The sequence below is a fragment of the Enterococcus sp. 3G6_DIV0642 genome (assembly GCF_002140635.1).
GTDB classification, from domain to species: Bacteria; Bacillota; Bacilli; order Lactobacillales; family Enterococcaceae; genus Enterococcus_D; species Enterococcus_D casseliflavus.
In genome coordinates, this window is record NZ_NGLH01000001.1 from 1,286,301 (window position 1) to 1,307,675 (window position 21,375).

Here is a 21,375-nt window from a genome sequence, read left to right on the forward strand (position 1 = left end):
AGTATAAACAAAAAGAAGCGAATGAACGCTTACGTCCAAAATATAAGACCAAATAGCTACGGAAGAATTTCCCTGAAAGAAAAAAGTAAATGGCGATTGAAGAAATTTCATTTCATGATTGCTCACGCTCGATTTTAATAGGAGATTTTCATTCCTTTTTTCACAGAACGTTCTGGGAGCTTTTCGAGCCCATTTTTTTCGTCGGTAAGAGTTATTTTAGACAATATCGTGAAAAGCGCCTGAATTATTTTTGTTTTTTTATTTTCGTAGGTAAAAAACGGGGTTGAAGACAAGAAAAAACAACATCATCGTTTTTCTCTCTTGTTGAGTATAAAGAAACAAATGTAATCGTATTCATTATATTGATTAATTATGAATAGTAAGGTGCTTTTTTGATAAAAAATGTTAGCATTTTATCGTTATGCATCTGTTTATAAGATAAATATAAATAATCTGCGCTTGTTTATAAAATAAATGTTTTATGTTTTGTAACGTTAATTTCAGTGTTTTTTTAATTATTTATCGTGTTTATAATTTGTTGGAAAGAAATAAATTTGCTGGAATTTTGTTATACAGTGTGTTCAATTAGTTATTTTATTTCTTGGTTTTCACAAGCGTATGCTAATGTGCTGCGAAACTATTTGAACAAAGATCACTGGGTTTTTCAGAAAGCATGCGAAAAAATATTCGCTTTGCGATCGGTAACTTTTGTTTTCTCTCTATGCCTTTGGGTGTTGGGTTGAAATAGATTTTCATCTGGTTTTAAAGGGGGCAGGAAACATTCCAGAGATCATCAGTTTTATCTTTTGTCGGTTAAATTATTTCGAACAGGAGGAGAATGAATGAAAGGCATAAATTACAAAAAGCTCATGGATTCAAAGAAAAACACACGCGTTCGAACAAAGAAAAATATTATTGCGAATTTAACTGTCAGTGGGATGTTGTTGACGAGTACGGTGGTCGTGCCAGCAAGTTTATTATGGGCACCAACGACGGTTGAAGCTGCTTTGGTTTCAGCTGAACTTTTCTCAGATATCACAGCGTCTAATAACTCAGGCACGAGTGCGTCTGCACCTTACGCAACTCCTGGTGCAACGAACCAAGTCAATTTCTCGATTTCTGGATCAAATGCAGTAACGGTTGATGTCTTGAATGGGGATAAAGTCGCAGTTGTTGGGGTTCCTCAAGGGCTTACTGGTTTGGTTCAACCGGCAGGAAATGCATCAATTTCCACCAATGTGACACTACAATTGGGAAATTTCCCAGCCTTGCAAACATTGATCGGGACAGTCACACCAGCAGTCAATACCTTGATCAGCACGGTGGATGGGATCGTCAATCAAAATTTAGCTGACGCATTGGATATTCCGCCAACAATCGTTGGTGGCTTGCCGAATCCGTTGTATACGGCGGCTTCAATCGTAGATGTCAGCCAAGTGATTACCGTCAATTTAAGTGAAATTACGACCCAGTTAGACTTACTAAACCAGCTTGGACAATTTGGCCAAGCGAATTTTGAAGTTCCAGCTGGACTAACCGATAACGAACGTGCCCTGATTGCCAATGTGGATGATGGTTTATTTATCGTTGTCAATCAGCGCATCAATCAAATTCTTGATAATTTACAAGCGGCACAGATCCAAGTCAGTATTCTAGATGGTGCCAGCGGCATCCCAGGAATTGGTACCTTGATCAGCGGGATCAATACACTGGTTCAAACAACAGTCAATACCGCCAAAGCGACTTTAAATGGCACGGTTGAAACTGCTCAAAATGTCTTGAATGCTACGACAGATCTAGCAGATCAGGTTGCTTCTGCTTCTGTTTTAGGTCAAACCAACGTGGTGATTCCAACGAATGTTACCAGTCCGACCTATGCGCAATTGGTTGAAAATGGTGTGGCGAATCCTTCCACTCCTTACGAAGCTCGCTTCGAAGCAACGATGTCTCAGCTTGACCTCATCACCATTGATTTATTTACGGATGCTGACGGCAATAACTCGATTTGGTTTGCACCAGACACACCAGAAGATCAAACCGATACACCAACGATCAATCCATTGACAGCAGGGGAAACGACGATCAGCGGAACAGCTGAGCCAGGCGCAGTCATCACATTGGCGATCAACGGCGGTGCACCTATTACCATAACCGCAGATGGTGACGGCAATTGGACGACCGATGTCCCTGAATTGGTAGAAGGTGATACAGTCACAGCAGTAGCGGAAGCTGATGGGGAATCGGCGAGTGAACCTGCAACGGCAACGGTAGCGGCACCAGTGGTCAATGCACCGACGGCTTCGATTACAGGAAACAGCACCGATGGGTATCCTGTGACAGGGACAGCCGCAGCAAATGCAGCCATTGAAATCACCAATGCCGAAGGTGAAGTCGTTGGCTCTGGGACGGCAAATGAGAACGGCAACTACAGTATCACGTTGAACCCAGCAGATGTAGCAGAAAATGAAAACTTGAATGTTGTCGCAATCGTCACTGCCGGTGGGCAAACTTACCGTAGTGGCAATACGCCAATCGTCGTTCCAGCAGATGATGCGGAGCAACAAACGGGAACACCAACGATTCAACCGGTGACTGCCGGGGATACAAGCGTCAGCGGAACGGCTGAGCCTGGTGCCTCGATTACTGTGACGATCAACGGTGCAGATCCGATCGTGACGGAAGCCGATGAAGAGGGCAATTGGCGTGTTGACGTGGACGAAGTGTCAGAGGGCGATACGGTTTCAGCTGTCGCCGAACTAGAAGGACAAACACCAAGTCAGCCAGCAAGCACCACCGTGTCCGCCTTAACGGTCAATGCACCAACGGCTTCGATCACAGGAAATAGTCAAGAGGGCTATCCAGTGACTGGAACAGCTGCACCAAATGCGGCCATTGAGATCACCAATGCGGATGGCGAAATTGTCGGAACAGGTACTGCCAATGAGAATGGCGTTTATACGGTGACGGTAGATCCAGCGGATGTTGCCGCGGAAGAAACCCTGAATGTGACGGCGGTTGTGACCGCTGGCGGCGAAACCTATCGAAGCAACCCAACACCTGTTGTGGTGCCTGCAGATATCCTGCAGACGGAAACACCAACGATCGATCCAGTCAGTGCTGGAGATACAACTGTTAGTGGGACAGCCGAACCGGGGGCAACGGTAACGATCACGCTTCCTGAAGGCGACCCAATCACGGCTGAAGCCGATGATGAAGGCAACTGGGAAGCAACGGTTCCTGAATTGGCAGAAGGCGATTCCGTGACGGTCGTAGCTGAGTCTGAAGGCAAAGATCCGAGTGCCCCAATCACCGTGAGCGTAAGCGGTTTAACTGTGGCGGCGCCAACAGCTACGATCACTGGAAATAGCACAGATGGGTATCCAGTAACGGGAACAGCGACTGCCAATGCAGCGATTGAAATTTTGAATGAAGCAGGCGATGTCGTTGGTAGTGGAACAGCCGATGACGATGGCAACTTCACGATCACCATTGATCCTCAAGAGGTGGCAGCTGGCGACAACTTGCGGGTGGAAGCGATCGTGACGGCTGGTGGTGAAGACTATCGCAGTACAGGCACACCGCTTGTAGTTCCTGCAGATGATGTAGAAAACTTGACGGAAACACCAACGATCAACCCAGTAACAGCTGGGGATACGACTGTCAGCGGAACGGCTGAACCAGGGGCAACAGTGACGATCACGCTGCCTGAAGGCGATCCGATCACGGCAGAAGCCGATGACGAAGGCAACTGGGAAGCGACGGTTCCTGAATTATCAGAAGGCGATACGGTAACAGTCGTTGCCGAGGCCGAAGGCAAAGATCCAAGTGCACCGATTACCGTGACCGTTGATGGTGTTACGGTCAGTGCACCGAGCGCTTCCATCACAGGCAATAGCACGGATGGCTATCCAGTCAGCGGAACAACGACACCGAATGCGGCAATTGAGATTTTGAATGAAGCAGGCGATGTTGTTGGTAGCACGACGGCGGATGACACGGGTGCTTATACCGTGACCTTAGATCCAGCCGATGTGGCGCCAGAAGAAGCCTTGCAGGTGGTGGCAGTTGTGACAGCAGGCGGTCAAGACTACCGCAGTAATGCCACACCAATCACGGTACCAGCAGACATTGAACAAACAGGGACACCAACGATCGATCCGGTTACAGCGGGTGATACCACGATTAGCGGAACGGCAGAACCAGGGTCGACGGTTACTGTGACGATCACGGATCAAGAACCAGTAACGGCTGAAACGGATGACGAAGGAAACTGGCTTGCAGAAGTGCCAGCAGTTTCTGGTGGCGATACAGTCACAGTTGTTGCGGAAGCTGAAGGCAAAGAGCCAAGCGCGCCAATCAGCGTCGGGGTCGCAGGAGTGACGGTGGCAGCACCGACAGCGATCATCAGCGGCAATAGTACCGATGGTTATCCAATCACGGGGACTGCACCAGCGAATGCAGCGATCGAAGTACTGAATGAAGCAGGCGATGTGATTGGTACTGGCACAGCCGATGGGGATGGAAACTATACGGTAACCATCGCACCAGCCGATGCAGCACCAGAAGAAACCTTGTCTGTCGTTGCGATCGTAACAGCTGGCGGGGATGAGTACCGCAGTCCTGCCACACCAGTGACGGTACCAGCAGATGAGCTTGAACAAACAGCATTACCAACCATCGACCCAATCAATGCAGGGGACACGACGATCAGTGGGACTGCCGAACCAGGCGCTACGGTGACAGTAACGATCCCAGGTGAAGAACCTGTGACTGGTGAAGCCGATGACGAGGGCAACTGGACGGTTGAAGTTCCTGAAGTTTCTGAAGGAGAAACCGTCACAGTGGTCGCACAAGCACCAGACAAAGACCCAAGTGCACCAATCAGTGTTGGGGTCAATGGATTGACGATTGCTACGCCAACCGCGACGATCAGTGGCAATAGTACCGATGGGTACCCAGTAACGGGAACGGCACCAGCCAATGCAGCCATCGAAATCTTGAATGCCGATGACGAAGTAGTAGGTACTGGCACTGCCAATGACGAAGGCCAATACACGATCACGTTGACGAGTGATGATGCGTCTCCAGCTGAAACCTTACGGGTGGTGGCGGTAGTCACAGCCGGTGGTCAAGATTACCGCAGTGCGGCTGCCCCAATCACAGTACCATTGGATCAAACCGCAGTCCCAACCATTGAAACGGTGACAGCCGGCGACACCACGATCAGCGGAACGGCTGAACCTGGTGCGACAGTTTCGGTAACGATTGGTGACGCAGAGCCCGTCACTGCCGAAGCAGATGACGAAGGCAATTGGACGGCAACGGTGCCCGAGGTTTCTCAAGGAGAAACAGTTACAGTGGTAGCGACCCTTGATGGGGAAACGCCAAGTGACGCAGCAACGGTCATCGTAAATCCACTTAGTGTGGCAACACCGACAGCAGCGATCAGCGGCAATAGTACAGAGGGGTATCCAGTTACAGGAACGGCAACGCCGAATGCAACGATTGAGATCTTAAATGCAGCCGGTGAGGTTGTCGGCAGTGGCGAAGCAAATGAGGAAGGTGCCTACAGCATCACCTTGAGCAGCGACGATGTTGATCCTTCAGAAACGCTTCAGGTGGTGGCAGTGGTAACCGCTGGGGGCGATGAATACCGCAGTGCACCGCTTTCCATCGTGGTACCAGCAGACCAGACGACCACACCAACGATCGAGCCAGTGCAAGCAGGGGATACATCCGTCGGAGGAACGGCCGAACCTGGTTCAACGGTGACGGTGGAGATTCCTGGAGAAGATCCAGTGACTGCCGAAACGGATGAGGAAGGCAATTGGACGGTCACCGTACCAGAGCTTTCAGAAGGCGACACGGTCACAGTGGTTGCTGAAGCTGAAGGCAAAGACCCAAGTGAACCAATCAGTGTCGGTGTCGGTGCCTTGAACGTGGCAGCACCAACGGCAACGATCACTGGCAACAGTACTGACGGCTATCCAGTCACAGGGACAGCACCAGCCAACGCAGCCATTGAAATCTTAAATGATGACAATGAAGTGGTGGGCAGTGGGACTGCCAATGGAGACGGTGAGTATACGATCACCTTGACAGAAGGTGTTTCTCCAGCAGAAAACTTGCGAGTGGTAGCAGTGGTAACTGCTGGCGGTCAAGAATACCGCAGTCCAGCAACTACTATCGTGGTGCCAGAAGATAACGCAGAAGACCAAACAGCAGCACCGACTGTCGCACCCGTGGTTGCTGGGGCTACAACCGTTAGCGGAACGGCTGAACCTGGGGCAGATGTAACGGTTGAACTACCAAATGGCGATACTGTTACAGTGGCAGCGAATGACGAAGGTGATTGGACGGCAACTGTGCCGACGGTTTCTCTGGATGATGTCTTGACAGTTATTGCCTTGGCAGACGGCAAAACAGAAAGTTTACCAGTAACAGTGACGGTGCAAGGGCTGATCGTGGCAGCACCAACGGCAACGATTTCTGGCAATAGTGAAGATGGTTATCCAGTAACTGGTACAGCACCAGCCAATGCGGCAATCGAAATCTTAAATGCTGATGATCAAGTGATTGGCAGAGGGGCAGCCAATAAGAATGGCGTTTACACCGTTACCTTGACCAGTGAAGAAGTATCAGCGGGGGAAACGGTCCGTGTCGTTGCCATCGTTTCCGCAGGTGGGGATGACTTCCGTAGTCAACCAACGGCTGTCGTGGTGCCAGCGGATCAAACGGCGACACCAACGATCAATCCAGCAGTGGCTGGCGCAACAGAAATCAGCGGAACAGCCGAACCAGGAGCAACAGTCAGCGTGACGGTCGGTGAGGAAGACCCAATCACCGCTGAAGTTGACGACGAGGGCAATTGGCAAGCTGAGGTACCAGCGCTTTCCGAAGGGACGACTGTTACAGCAGTGGCAGAAATAGAAAATGAAACACCAAGTACACCAGCAACGATCACGGTCGGGGCATTAACGGTGGCGGCGCCTAGTGCGTCTATCAGCGGCAATGCAGCCGATGGCTATCCAGTGACCGGAACAGGACCAGCGAATGCGACCATCGAAATCTTGAATGAAGCTGGCGAGACAGTTGGAACGGGTACAACCGATGATGCAGGGCTTTACACGATCAATTTGACCAGTGAAGATGTCTCTCCTGAAGAAAACTTGACGGTGGTTGCGGTGGTCACAGCTGGTGGCAAGGATTATCGCAGTCCAGCGACACCGATCATGGTGCCAGCTGAACCGGGTGAAAATCAAACAACGGCACCAACGGTTGATCCAATCAAAGCAGGCGATGAAACAGTTAGCGGAACCGCCGAACCAGGCTCAACTGTGACTGTAACACTACCGGATGGCACAGAAGAAACCGCCGAAACAGATGACGAAGGCAACTGGAGTGTCGATGTGCCAGAATTGTCTGAAGGGGATACCATCACAGTCGTCGCAGACAGTGACGGCAAAGACCCAAGTGATCCAATCACTGTCATCGTTGAAGGAGTGACTGTCGCAGCACCAACAGCTTCCATCAGCGGCAACAGCACGGATGGCTACCCAGTGACTGGTACAGCACCAGCCAATGCAGCGATCGAGATCTTGAACGCAGCCAATGAAGTCGTTGGAAGAGGCACTGCCGATGGAGACGGCAACTATACAGTGGCCTTAACTGCTGAAACTGTCGATCCAGAAGAAACCTTAAACGTCGTTGCCATCGTTACAGCTGGTGGGAAAGAGTATCGCAGTAATCCAACAGCGGTCATCGTACCAGCAGATACGGTAGTGGATCAGACAGCTGCACCAACGATCGATCCAATCACGGCGGGGGATACCAGCATCAGCGGAACGGCTGAACCAGGTTCAACCGTGACGATCACCGTACCAGATGCGGAACCAATCACGGCTGAAACGGATGACGAAGGCAATTGGACGGCAGAAGTACCAGAAGTTTCTGAAGGCGATGCAGTCACTGTTGTGGCACAATCACCTGACAAAGAGCCAAGCGCTCCAGTCACAGTTGGTGTAGGTGCGTTGACGGTCACTGCTCCTAGTGCAACGATCACAGGCAATAGCACGGACGGCTATCCAGTAACTGGAACGGCACCAGCCAATGCCACCGTACAAATCTTGAATAGCGATGGACAAATCGTCGGTTCAGGAACTGCAGACGCGCAAGGGAACTACAGTATCACTCTTGAACCAACAGCTGTTGCACCAGCGGAAAGCTTAACCGTCGTTGCAGTTCTGACAGCTGGCGGCAAAGAATACCGCAGTAACGCGACACCGATCGTGGTACCTTTGGATCAAGAAGAGCAACAAACTGCAACACCAACGATCGATCCAGTCAAAGCTGGCGATACGACGATCAGCGGGACTGCCGAACCAGGTTCAACGGTGACGGTAACGATTGGGGAAAATGAACCGATCACGACCGAAACGGACGAAGAGGGCAATTGGACAGTCGAGGTACCTGAAGTTGCGGAGGGTGATACCGTCACTGTTGTGGCACAATCACCTGAAAAAGATCCTAGTGCACCAATCACAGTGAGTGTGGATGGCATCACGGTTTCAGCACCGACCGCGTCCATCACTGGCAATCCAGAGGATGGTTACCCAGTGACGGGGATGGCAGCACCAAATGCAGCGATTGAAATCTTGAATGAAGCGGGAGAAGTCGTTGGATCAGGCACTACCGATGAAAATGGCAACTACACGATCACGCTTTCTGGTGAAGCTGTTTCTCCTGAAGAATCATTGAATGTCGTTGCGATCATCACCGCTGGTGGCAAAGACTATCGGAGTAATGCGACACCAATCGTAGTGCCCGTTGAGAATACGATCGATCAAACCGCTACACCAATCATCGAACCAGTCACAGCTGGTGACACGACCATTACCGGTACTGCTGTAGCGGGAGCGATGGTCACCGTGACGGTAACAGGCGAAGAAGCGGTTGAAACCGAAGCAGATGAAGCAGGAAATTGGTCAGTGGACGTTGCGGAAGTTTCTCGAGATGAAATCGTAACAGCAGTGGCGCAAAGTGAAGGAGAAACCGCCAGTGAACCAGCAACGACCGTTGTTAATGGCATCACGGTCAACGCACCTTCAGCATCCATTACGGGTAATTCCCAAGAAGGCTATCCAGTAACTGGGAACGGGCCTGCCAATGCAGCGATTGAAATTTTGAATGAAGCGGGAGATGTCGTTGGAACAGGCACTACCGATGAAAATGGTGACTACACGATCACATTGACTAGCGAGGATGTCGCACCAGAAGAAAACTTATCGGTTGTGGCGATCGTCACGGCTGGTGGGGATGACTACCGCAGTAATGCGACGCCAATCGTCGTACCTGTCGATGATGAAAGCATCAAGACAGATACACCAACCATTGACCCAGTCACGGCTGGTGATACAACGATCAGCGGAACGAGTGAGCCAGGTGCTACGATCACCGTTACCATCAGCGATCCGTTAACAAGTAGATTCCTGACCATCTTCGCGGCTGAAGGACCAATCACAACGATCGCCGATCAAAATGGCGACTGGCGTGTTGAGCTATCCGCGGAAGCAACGGAAGGTGAAACCGTTACGGTTCTTGCTTTAGCAGATGGCGAAACCCTAAGTGATCCGACGACGACCGTAGTCGATGCTTTGACGGTTGATGCACCGGTTGCTACGATCACTGGCAATCCTACCGATGGCTATCCAGTCTTCGGGAATGGACCAGCCAATGCGACGATCGAAATCTTGAATGAAGCGGGTGATGTTGTCGGAACTGGAACGACCAATGGAAATGGTGCGTTTAGCATCACATTAGATCCAGAGGATGTGTCACCAGAAGAAACCCTTAACGTTGTTGCGATCGTTACAGCAGGTGGCAGAGAATACCGCAGTGCTGCAACACCAATCGTGGTACCAACGGGTGATAATGGCACGGATGGTTCAGATGGTACTGACGGTAGCGATGGCACGGATGGCACCAATGGTTCTGATGGTACGAATGGTACCGACGGAAGCAATGGCGCTTGGGGCAACTGGGGCAATTGGGGAAACAATAATTGGAACAGCAACAATAACAACCAAAGCTGGTGGGGAAGTAAATTCTTGCCGAAAACGGGATCAGAAGGAACCTGGTACGCTTCAGTGATTGGAGCAGCAGTCTTCGTTGTCGGAGGAATTGGCTTGTTCTTCAAAGCAAGAAAGAAAAAAGACCAGCAAAAATAGCATGACTTTACCAGCGGAGTGGACATCCTCCGCTGGTATCTCTAGTGAATCAAAACTTTGAAGCATTGATCATCGTTTCGTAAAGAAAGGGTTAGAAATGGTATGGAAAGCAGAAGGAGGGAAAAACGCTTTTACAAATGGACGATCGCTCAGTTGATTTTCTTGTTGACCAGCATCAGTTTCGTCAATTTGTATCTATTAACAACGACCAAAGAAGCCGAGGCGGCTGTGAACGTATTAGATGTGGAAATTTTAAGCAATTTGACGAGTGCCAATACAAGTGGTACTTCAGCAAGTGCCCCTTGGCCAGGCAGTGTGACAAATCGACCAGTGACTTTTTCGATCAAAGGGAACGGGGGCTTGAATGCTTCTGTCAATGTCAACGGTGAGGATAAATTTGCTTTGTTGGCGATCCCAACAGAGTTGAGAAATCGCATCAGTGCCAATGGATCAGCAGCTATCAAAACGTCGACCACAGTCAATATTGCCAATGTCCCGCTTTTGAATGCGATCTTAACAGCGCTTGATTCCTTGACCAGCTCCTTAAATCTCAATCTCGGGATTGTGCAAATCGATTTAACGGCTGTCAATCAACAAATTTCCTTGCTAAAAACCGTTGGTAATTTAGGCAATGTAGAAATAAGCAGTCCGTTGCAGTTCACCACCCAAAGAGAAGCGTTGTATGCCAATATGAGTTCGAACCTCGGTGTCGTTTTAGGAACCAATGTCCCGCAAATTTTACGGAATTTAAGTACGGCGATTCAAAATACCCAGATCCGAGTGATCGGCATCGATATTGGTGGCGTTGTTCGTGCATTGCTGCAAGGGTTGCTGAATACCCTGCTTAACACTGTAACGTCAGCGTTAAATAATTTGGCAACCGTCCAAGAACAAATGGCGGATGCAGCCGTTTTAGGAGCAACGGATGTTCAAATTCCTACGCTACTTTCGGGTCCAGGACAGTTGTCCGCAAATTGGACCGCCAATTTTTCGGCTTCTGTGTTGAAGGCAAAGCCGACGGACATCAATCTCTTGAACTTTAGTGCGCTAAATATCAGCAGTCGCCAAACCATGATTTATTTCATGGTCGAAGCACTGACGATGGATCGGACGAATCTGCCGACTCAGCTGAATTTTGGCCGACATGCCATTCAAACGAAAAAGAGTGAGACATGGCGGGCAACCGCCAACGGCGACCAAAGCGCAGCAGCTACAACTGGGATTTTACGGATCAATGATACCCGCAATCGTCAGAAAAAATGGCAAGTCAAGGTCAGACAATCCACCAATTGGGTCAATGGCACGCGAACATTGCCAGCTGCCGAATTAAGGGTTCAGCTTGGAACTGTCAATTCGACATTTACAGACGGTCGAGTGGTTTTACCTGATAATGCAACGATTGCTCTGCAGCAAAATGTCGAAAAAAATGTGGTGACGTTGGAAAATGCGGCATCGACTGGTGGACTGACTGTTAATTTTTCCCAGTTCAATTTATTTGTACCTGAGAAAACACCGAAATTTCAAGGTCAGTATCGCGCCACAGTCGTGTGGACCGTTTCCGATACACCTTGAAAAGGAAGAGCCGAATGAAAAAAAATTCCCTTGTGCTACTTCTGGTTTTGATGATCGGCAGTTTCTACAGTATCGTTCCATCAGCAGTAGCCAATACGACGACCGGCAACATTGAGTTTTATGAAGGACCATCGGAAACAGCTAGCAGTGATTCCATTGATGAAGAAATTGAACCACCGACCAGTCAAGAAACGGTCACTAACTCAGAAGAACCGCTGCCACAGCTTGCAGAAACCAATCACTTTTGGCTGCCCGTAATAGGCGGATTCTTCACTAGTCTGACATTGATCATTTGCATCAAAAAAAGGAGGATGGCAAAATGATTTCAAAGAAATCGATAATAGGCGCATTGGGCGTATTGACTGCACTTAGCATTGGTGCGACAGTGCAAGCAGATGACACGACCGGTGTCGTAGAATATACCTCTGGGGGCATCGTGTTTGACCCGGATAAAGGCGGGAGTGATCCCAATACGCAGCTACCAACGAATTTAGATTTTGGTGCCCATGAAATCCAAACAGAAAATGCCGAAACATGGGTGGCTACTACGGATGGAACTGGACTACCTGGGGATGGGTCAACGCTGCAAAGAGGGGCAGTTGCGGTCAGCGATAACCGAGGACAGGCGAACTCTTCTTGGGCGATCAAAGTACGGCAAGCAACCCAATTTACGGCAGGAGACAGCACGTTGGACGGTGCGGTATTAACGGTAGATACGGGGACGTTGACCAATAACTTGAGTTCACCGCCAACAGGAACCAGTGATATTGCCAATGGCGAGCTTGATTTTGCGGCGATCAACAATGAGTATGCGTTCTTGACCGCCAATGCTGGCGAAGGGATTGGTGAAACGTCGATGCCTTTAGAACAATTTACCCTTTCGATCCCAGCCAATACGGAAAAACAATCAGCAACCTACCAAACGACCCTCGTTTGGACGATCAGCAGTGCTCCGACGACCCCATAGGGCAGTAGTCATTGCGTAACAGTTAGCAGAAAAAAAGCAGCTTGCCTGAGCGGCTGCTTTTTATGCTAGCTGATTTTTCTTTCCTATTTTGTGTAGAAAGGATCTGACAGGATGCATCAGAAGAAAGTTCGAGGCAAAGGATTTCAGTATTGGGTAGTAAGTATTTTAACGGTCTTATTTTTCATTGGTACGAGCACTACGGGAGCAGCAGATTCACTTGATACCTTCGATGTTCAAATCAAATTGCCAGAGTCACAGCGGGACAAAGAGCTGATGTACTATGATTTGTTGCTGAAGCCCAAGGCAGAAGAAAAACTAGCGGTCATGGTTTCCAATAAAAGCGAGCAACCGATCAATCTACAGCTATCCTTTAATCGAGCGGTCACGAACATGACGGGTGTCGTTGAGTACTCTGGGGCAAATGAGGAAGCAACGCCTTCTGCTCCATACGCGATCGAAGAACTCGTCACTTTAAGTGATGAAACCCTTTCGTTAGCCCCTAATGAGCAAAAAGAAATCACCTTGACAGTCCAGATGCCATCTGAATCCTTTGATGGGATTTTGGCAGGGGGACTATACGTCCAGCAAACCGGCAGTGAAGAATTTCAAGGAAATGTCCAAAACCTACTAGCCAGAGAAGTGGCGGTGTTGCTCCGTAACAAAGAGACCGACATCCCACCAGCGGTTCGAATTGAGGAAGCCCATCTGGAAGAAATCAATCGCCGCAATGTCATTATCGTAGCGGTGGAAAATACAGCGGCAAATTATCTTAGTAAGGTCACGCTTGCTTATGAAGTGTTTCATGATGGACAAGCAACAGCGATCAAAGGAGAAAAAGAGATCCAATTAGCGCCCAATGCGTTAATGAATTACGCACTGCCATTAGATGGAAACGAACTGCAATCAGGAGAGTATGAAATAAAAACGACCCTCAAAGCAGCTGATCAACAATGGCAAGGAGAGCCTACCTTCCAAGTTGCAAGGCAAGAAGCGCAAGAAAGAAACGAGCAAGATGTCAGTATTGAAGAAACCTCTTCGCCGATCCTTCTCTATTTATTGATCGGTGGTGTTTTATGTCTGATCATCGCCTATTTGATTTGGCATAATCGTAAGCTGAAGCGAGCATTGAATAAAAGTGATGACTAGCAGGTAGTGGAAATCAAAGGTGGATGCATGAAAAGTCTATTATTATAGTAAGAAATGTTTTCGAAAAGCTAAAAGTAGCACCTCTCATAAAAAGAATCAGTAAAGAAAACCATTTATCATTGAGAATAAATGGTTTTTTCGTGTTCCGCACGTTTTGTTGAGAACGGTGAAGGAGGAATTTTGACATTCACCAATAGGAAGTCATGTCATGACTGATGAATAATTGTTCTTCAATCGTTGAAATGAGTGAAACATTCAACGAGAAATAAATAACGTTTGTGATGTTGAGTTCTGCTCGTTTTTTTCACAGAGAATTATCATAAAGTTTTACATAATAATGTTTCCGCTTCCATTAAAGTCTGTCGTAGATATTGTTAAAAAAACATAATATTTTTCTGTTGACTGCGCTTACTCCTTTATAAAAGCTTTAAAAAAACTCTTTAGCGTGTCTTTTTATCTATAATAGGTTTAGACCAATTACAGCGTCTTTTCTTACTTTGTTCTTAATTTAAACGACCTTTTTTGCATGAATGTTTCTTTAATTCGTTTGAAAGTGCAAGCAGGCATTTTTGATTAAGAATACAATTAGAAATGATGCAAAAAGGAGAATTAAGATGTCTGCAAATTTGAGCAATTTCGCTGTTTATATAGTAGATGACAACTTTTTTAATGGGAATTTGATGAAGAAAATGATTACGGAAAGTCGTGTTCCGCATTCTTTAGTTGAGATTCTTTCGCCTGAAGAACTAGCCCCGTTTCTTGACGGATACCTAACAGATGTGAACGATCTCTTCTTATTTTCCATTGAAATGAAAGGATTTGATCGAAGTTTTCAATTAGCAGGAAGCTTGAGGGAACAATGCAAAAAGTGTCAGATCGCTTTTTATGGTGCCTATGCCTCCAAAATCGAAATCAAGAAGCTGAATCTTATCTGTCCTTTAGGGATCATCGATACAAAAGAAAAGGAGGTGGCAATGCAGCTAAGAAATTTATTAACGGAAGCGATCGAAGTCAAACGATCATTACTCGGAAAAAAGCACTTATTAAAAATCGTCAGTAAAAGAGAGTTGATGGTGGTTGATGCAGAAGCAATCAACTATATTACAACGATCAAAGGAGAGCGAAACCGAATCGCTTTTCACCAAAAAAAGTCGATCGAATTCCTCGAAACTTCCTTGAAGGTGATCAAACAATTAGAGCTGCCAGAGTATTATAACGTCTTCAAATCCTACATTATCAATGCGCGACAAATCAAAATGATCGATCGAACAAACAATGTTTTGTGCTTTTTTAATGGAGAAGAGTTAGAAGTCGGGAAAAAAATCCGTAAGGCAATCAGTTAAAACTACATACATTTATTGGAGGAAAAAATGAATAAGAGAAGCAAAAGAATTCGTCATGGGATCGTTGTTACCGCACTAGGAATCACTCAAGTGATCACTCCGGTCATGGCGATAGCGGAAACAACCGAACAAGAACAGACCGTCAACACGCTAGACAAATCCGATCAACTACTAGAAACGATGACTGAATCGACAAATGATGCTAACGGAAACGAAGCACAAGCAGCTGAGGATGCTGAAACAGATTATTCTTCCGAAGCGAACAAAGAGGAATCATCAGCTGGTTCAGAAAACACGGAACCAAGTGAAACGACCACATCGGCTTCCTCAAATATAACGGAAGATTCTAGCCATGCGAGACAAGAAAGTTCTTCAACATCCGATTCAAAAGAAACCAAAGAAGAGCAACACACACCTCGTGTCAGCACGCGCATCAATGACCAAGAACTTTTGGAACAAGGCACCCTGCTGACCATTTCTGGCGAAGAATTCAGCCGAACGGAAGAAACACGAATCTTAAACAATAGTCCAGTGAAACTGAAATTGGATTTTGAAATCAATGACAAAGATTATTTCGCTGGCACCACTGCTGTTTTTGACTTGCCGCAAGGCCTTGGCTTTAGTGATGTGCAAGGAACCAATGAAGCGATCAATGCATCGTGGGCTGTAGATAGTGCAGCTCATCAACTGATGATCACGTTTAATCAATCGGTTCATGATGCCTCTTTTTCGATCGAGTTGACTAGTTATCTATATTCAGAAGATAAGCCTCAGCTAACGATTGAGATCGGCGATCAAAACCAGACAAGCTATGCGATTGATTTGTATGAAGAAGTCGATCCGATTCAATATGTGTCAGAAAAAAATGTCTTTGGGATGGAAGGAATGGTCTACTACAATACCGATCGGACATTATCTGGAACGGAAACTCTTTCACTGAATTTGGTTGATACGCCGGGGGCTTCCTTCAAAAAGATTGAGACCCAACCGTTAAAAGTCTTCAGCTATGAGGTGGATATCAAAGGAAAGATCAAACCAGAAACACAGACAGCATTAGTCGAAGGGACGGACTATGCGATCACTTCAAATAGTCTTTACAATACTGCCGTTGAAGTCAAACAGATGGACAAACAAAAGGCTTATGGGGTTTCTTATCAATTCACCATGAGTTTGACCGAGCTGACGGATTATACTGCTTCTTTTTCAAAAGGGTATCCAACGACCGGATTTGGTTCGGTACAGCTAAAACAAACAACTGCCCAAAATAGAGGGTTTTCCTTTATCGCAAAAACCAGCAAAGATGAAAAAGAAGTCGATTCTAGGTATTATATGGGGGTTGCTTCTGCCAGTTTTATGAATGGCCTTTCTAAAGGAAACTACTATGTATCAATTCATCAAATGCCGACGGAGATGAAAGCTGGTCAACAAATCATCCTTTCGAGTCAAAACGGACAGCCGATCACGGCGAAACAGTTAACAGCAAGAGACGCCTTCTATCAAAATGTGACTTTTGCGGATTATTTTTCTGTCGAAAATAGTGGGGACAAACTGATTGTGACTGCTACAAAAGACAGCAATCTCACTCTTGGTTCCACGAACATAACCGTACCCTTTGATCAGAAAGATATCATTCTCAATGTCTCGACACCGTTGATCGCCAATAGAGAATTCAAAATCGTTGAAGACAACTATGTCGAACCAATCAGTGTTCTTAATCCGAATAATGCTGAAACGGCTTGGGGAAATTATGATCAAAATGGTGCTTACATGAGTGATACTTCCATCAACATCGAAGGCAGTAACTCACAACCAATCGAAAATTTACAAATGTTTATTGAACACCCAGAGTATCTTTCTTTGAGAAAGGTACCAAAAGTCAGTTTTTACTACACATTAGGAAAAGATTATACGATTGAAGAAGTAGCAGGCGGAACGATGGTCACCTTTACGTCGCCCATTACTTATTCCGTTCAATTTGATATCGGCTTCAATTACGTGCCAGACAGTTTAGCACCGACAAAATCGATTCCTAACGATACAATTCCAATCACGATTTCCGCAACGGGACTTGACACGGTTCATACCTCCGTCTATACCGGAAGAAAACTGTATTCTGAACGCACGCTCCAAAGTAGTAAAAATCAGTTTTTAGTCAACGCGCGTCAAGATACCATCAGTGATTTGACTGTTGAAACTCATGTACCGAAAAATACCGATGTCGTGTTTTCGATCATCGATGTTTCCAATGAACAAGTCAGTGGCATTTATCCACAGTATTGGGATCGCGGTTATTATGATAACCAAGCCATGAAGGAAAGCAATCCGAATTATCCAACGATCACCCATGATGAAGAAACCAACTATTATACCTTTGATTTTGGGACGACCAATCGGCGCTACATTATTTCCTATCAATACGCCAATGGATGGCAGGAAATGAGTACGATTTATGTACCTGGTTATGCAAAAGAACCGTTATCAAATAATCAGCAAGGCACAGCCACAGTTTCAGTATCCAATACGGCGACAGATATTATTGGCATTACGCAAAATACCGTCAATAATACGAAAAACATGACGCAGGTCAAAGTCACGACAAAAAATATCGATGATGGCTCGAAAAAAGTAGCAAATCCAACGATCCTTCTAAAATCGTTAGGGAACACCAATGGCGAAATCGATTTAGGATCGATCACTGTTTCGAATGTGCCAGATGACAGCTATGAAGTCAAAGAAGTTGATGGGAACGTACAGCTTGTCTTTTCAAACTATGTTCTAACGAAAAATATCGAAATCAGTTACAACGTCCTTTCACAAAACGCCGGCCAAATCTCAGCCTCAGCCACGATCGTTTCTGATACGATCGATACCTTATCGGAAGCCAAACGGACGGCTACCTCGACGGTGGCCAATCTGCAATTTTCGGCAGGCGATTCCAGCGGGATCATCTACAAAACCAATGCCACGCTTGATGTTTATAATACCGAAGAACCAACTGAGAAGATTGCGGGGGTTACTTTGACGCTTTGGAATCAATTGACTGGAGATATCGTTTCTGTCGTAACGGATGAAAATGGAGAATACCAATTAACTGATATTTATACGGGGAACTATACGCTTTATGTTTCCTACGTCCCAGAAGGTTACGTCATACCACAGGAACTTCAGCTTGGTAAAGAGGTGCAAGTGAACCGGACAGGCAATCATCTTTCTGTCGGCATCACACCAGAAGAAGACTTGTCGACGATCGACGCCAAGGATAGCACGATCTACGTGGGAGATGAATGGCATGCTGAAGACAACTTTGTTTCAGCAACAGACAAACACGGCAATGCGTTGACCTTCTCGGAAATTACCGTCAATGGCGAGGTCGACACGACAAACGTTGGCACCTATGAGGTCAAATACATCAACGGTAGTGTTAGCCAAACAGCGACGATCACCGTGGTTGCCAACCAAGAAACGGTAGCAGCAAAAGACAGCACGTTATATGTAGGCGATGCATGGACAGCAGCTGATAATTTTCTATCGGCAACGGATAAAGACGGTAACACAGTGACAATCACAGAAGTGACCATCACCGGTGAAGTTGACACGGATACACCTGGAGAATACCAAGTCATTTATCGCAATGGCAAAGCCGAAGCGACAGCCACGATTACCGTGTTAGCTGATCAAACATCGGTCAAAGTTAAAGATAGCACCTTATACGTCGGGGACGACTGGCATGCGGTGGATAACTTTGTTTCGGCAACGGACAAAACAGGAGCGAATGTACCATTTACAAATGTGACCGTTAGTGGAACCGTGGATACTTCCAAAGAAGGTCAATATCCAGTGGTTTATCAAAACGGCAATCAAAAAGCAACAGCGACGATCACCGTGGTTGCCAATCAAGAAACAGTCGTTGCCAAGGATAGTACACTTTATGTTGGAGATTCATGGGAACTTGCGGATAATTTTGTTTCAGCAACGGATAAGAAGGGACAACCGTTAAGCTTGGCAGAAGTCACCACCAGTGGTGAAGTGGATACGAAAGTACCAGGAGAATACCAAGTAATCTATCGTAACGGCAAAGCCGAAGCGAAAGCGACGATCACCGTGTTAGCTGATCAAACATCAATTAAAGCTAAAGATAGCACCTTGTATGTTGGTGACGACTGGCAAGCAATCGACAACTTTGTTTCGGCAACGGATAAAACAGGAGCAAACCTACCATTTTCAAGAGTGACTGTTAGTGGATCAGTTAATACGAGCAAAGAAGGTCAGTACAAAGTTACTTATAGCAATGGTAAAACAGAAGCTATTGCTACGATTACGGTTGTTGCGAACCAAGAAACGGTGGCAGCTAAAGATAGTACGTTGTATGTAGGTGACTCATGGGAAGCCGCGAATAATTTTCTTTCCGCAACAGACAAAGACGGCAAGGCATTGCCGCTAACAGAAGTAACCGTTGATGGCACAGTTGACACCTCTAAAGCAGGCAGATATGAAGTGGTTTATCGCAATGGCAAAGCCGAAGCGACTGCCACGATCACCGTGTTAGCTGATCAAACGAGTGTCAAAGCCAAAGACAGTACTCTGTATGTCGGCGACGATTGGGAGGCTGCCGACAACTTTGTCTCAGCCACAGACAAAATGGGAGCAAGCCTACCATTTTCAGGAGTAACCGTTAGTGGCTCAGTCGATACCTCCAAAGCAGGCGAGTACCCAGTGGTTTACCAAAATGGTCATGTCAAAGCAACGGCGACGATTACGGTTGTTACCAACCAAGAAACGGTAGTTGCTAAAGACAGTACGATTTATGAAGGCGATGACTGGCAAGCCGCCGACAATTTTGTATCGGCAACAGATAAAGACGGTAACGCAGTAAAACTGACTGATATCACAACAGTAGGCACAGTCGATAGCGCCACACCAGGGAAATATGAAGTGATTTATCGCAATGGCAAAGCCGAAGCGAAAGCCATGATCACCGTGTTGGCTGATCAAACGAGTGTCAAAGCCAAAGACAGTACTCTGTACGTCGGCGACGATTGGGAAGCTGCCGACAACTTTGTCTCAGCCACAGACAAAACGGGAGAAACGGTTGAATTATCAGGAGTAATCGTTACTGGTACCGTCGATACCAATCAAGAAGGCACATACGATGTCACTTATACGAATGGAAAAGTCAGCGCCACAGCGACAATCACTGTGGTTGCTCACGAAGAAACGGTCGTAGCAAAAGATAGTACAATCTATGAAGGAGAGAAATGGCAAGCCGTCGATAATTTTGTCTCGGCAACAGATAAAAGCGGACAAGCAGTCGATTATGATCAAGTATTGATTAGCGGTACAGTCAATACTGATGTGCCTGGAAAATACCAAGTCATCTATCGGAACGGCAAAGCCGAAGCAACTGCCACAATTACCGTGTTGGCAGACCAGACCTCTGTGACTGTGAAAGATAGCGTGATTTATGTTGGTGACAACTGGACAGCTGCCGACAATTTTGTCTCCGCTACAGATCGTGATGGTAAGACACTTACGTTGGAGCAACTGCTGGTGGACGGTTCAGTGGATACGAAGAAAACGGGCACCTATCAAGTCACTTATTCAATCGTCACTGATGAAGCAGCAACTCCTAACTTTTTCGCACGCTTATTTGGTACTGACTCACAAGAAGCAGTCACCGCCACAGCGACGATCAAAGTCGTTGAAAAAGCAGAAGAACCAGAGGAGAACGATCAGCAGCCAGAGAAAGATGATTCTAATAAAGGGCAAGAAAAACCAACGGATGCAGGACAGCCTGGTAAACAAAGCAAAGCGACCGCAAAGGACAAACGGGTGTTACCAAAGACTGGTACAGCCATCACTCAAGGCTATTCGATTGCAGGAGTGAGCCTTGTTGCACTAGCGGGGATCGTCTTCTTTCGTAAGAAACACACGAACAAAAGCAGAAAAACGAAATAAGTCTCAATGACTCTAACAGCGGATATCGTGAAAGATATCCGCTGTTTTTTTTAATACCTGCTGTATTGCGGTTTTCTTGTCCGATAAGCAGCCGTATAAAGAAGATATAAAGATGCTAGCAGAAGATTTACACTATTTTTATTTCTTTTTGCGTATGCTTACGTCA

General features: G+C 46.7%; 7 protein-coding genes. All 7 read left to right on the forward strand.

Translation table 11 applies throughout. The annotated features are described in order from the left end of the window. Nucleotides 1–842 precede the first annotated feature (842 nt). The 7 genes from A5878_RS06145 to A5878_RS06175 all read left to right on the forward strand — a co-directional run bounded on the left by A5878_RS06145 (nt 843) and on the right by A5878_RS06175 (nt 21,209). Nucleotides 843–10,226: an Ig-like domain-containing protein gene (locus A5878_RS06145; RefSeq protein ID WP_086294948.1), complete on the forward strand. Its 9,384-nt coding sequence runs from the start codon at nt 843–845 to the stop codon at nt 10,224–10,226. Nucleotides 10,227–10,328: 102 nt separating this feature from the next. Then, nucleotides 10,329–11,798, forward strand: a complete 1,470-nt coding sequence (locus A5878_RS06150) for an adhesive domain-containing protein (RefSeq protein ID WP_086294949.1) — start codon at nt 10,329–10,331, stop codon at nt 11,796–11,798. 14 nt (nt 11,799–11,812) lie between these two features. Further along, nucleotides 11,813–12,121 carry a hypothetical protein gene (locus A5878_RS06155; protein ID WP_086294950.1) on the forward strand — a complete coding sequence of 103 codons (309 nt, stop codon included), beginning with the start codon at nt 11,813–11,815 and terminating at the stop codon, nt 12,119–12,121. After that, entirely contained in the window at nt 12,118–12,765 is a 648-nt protein-coding gene (locus A5878_RS06160) for a WxL domain-containing protein (RefSeq protein ID WP_005225652.1), read from the forward strand. Before A5878_RS06155 ends, A5878_RS06160 begins: the two co-directional genes overlap by 4 nt. A 111-nt stretch (nt 12,766–12,876) precedes the next feature. Then, on the forward strand, nt 12,877–13,911 hold the full coding sequence (locus A5878_RS06165; RefSeq protein WP_086294951.1) for a DUF916 and DUF3324 domain-containing protein: 1,035 nt from the start codon (nt 12,877–12,879) through the stop codon (nt 13,909–13,911). A 614-nt stretch (nt 13,912–14,525) separates the two neighbouring features. Beyond that, nucleotides 14,526–15,254 carry a LytTR family transcriptional regulator DNA-binding domain-containing protein gene (locus tag A5878_RS06170; protein ID WP_086294952.1) on the forward strand — a complete coding sequence of 243 codons (729 nt, stop codon included), beginning with the start codon at nt 14,526–14,528 and terminating at the stop codon, nt 15,252–15,254. A 27-nt stretch (nt 15,255–15,281) separates the two neighbouring features. Next, nucleotides 15,282–21,209 carry a bacterial Ig-like domain-containing protein gene (locus A5878_RS06175; RefSeq protein ID WP_086294953.1) on the forward strand — a complete coding sequence of 1,976 codons (5,928 nt, stop codon included), beginning with the start codon at nt 15,282–15,284 and terminating at the stop codon, nt 21,207–21,209. The last annotated feature ends 166 nt before the right edge of the window (nt 21,210–21,375 follow it).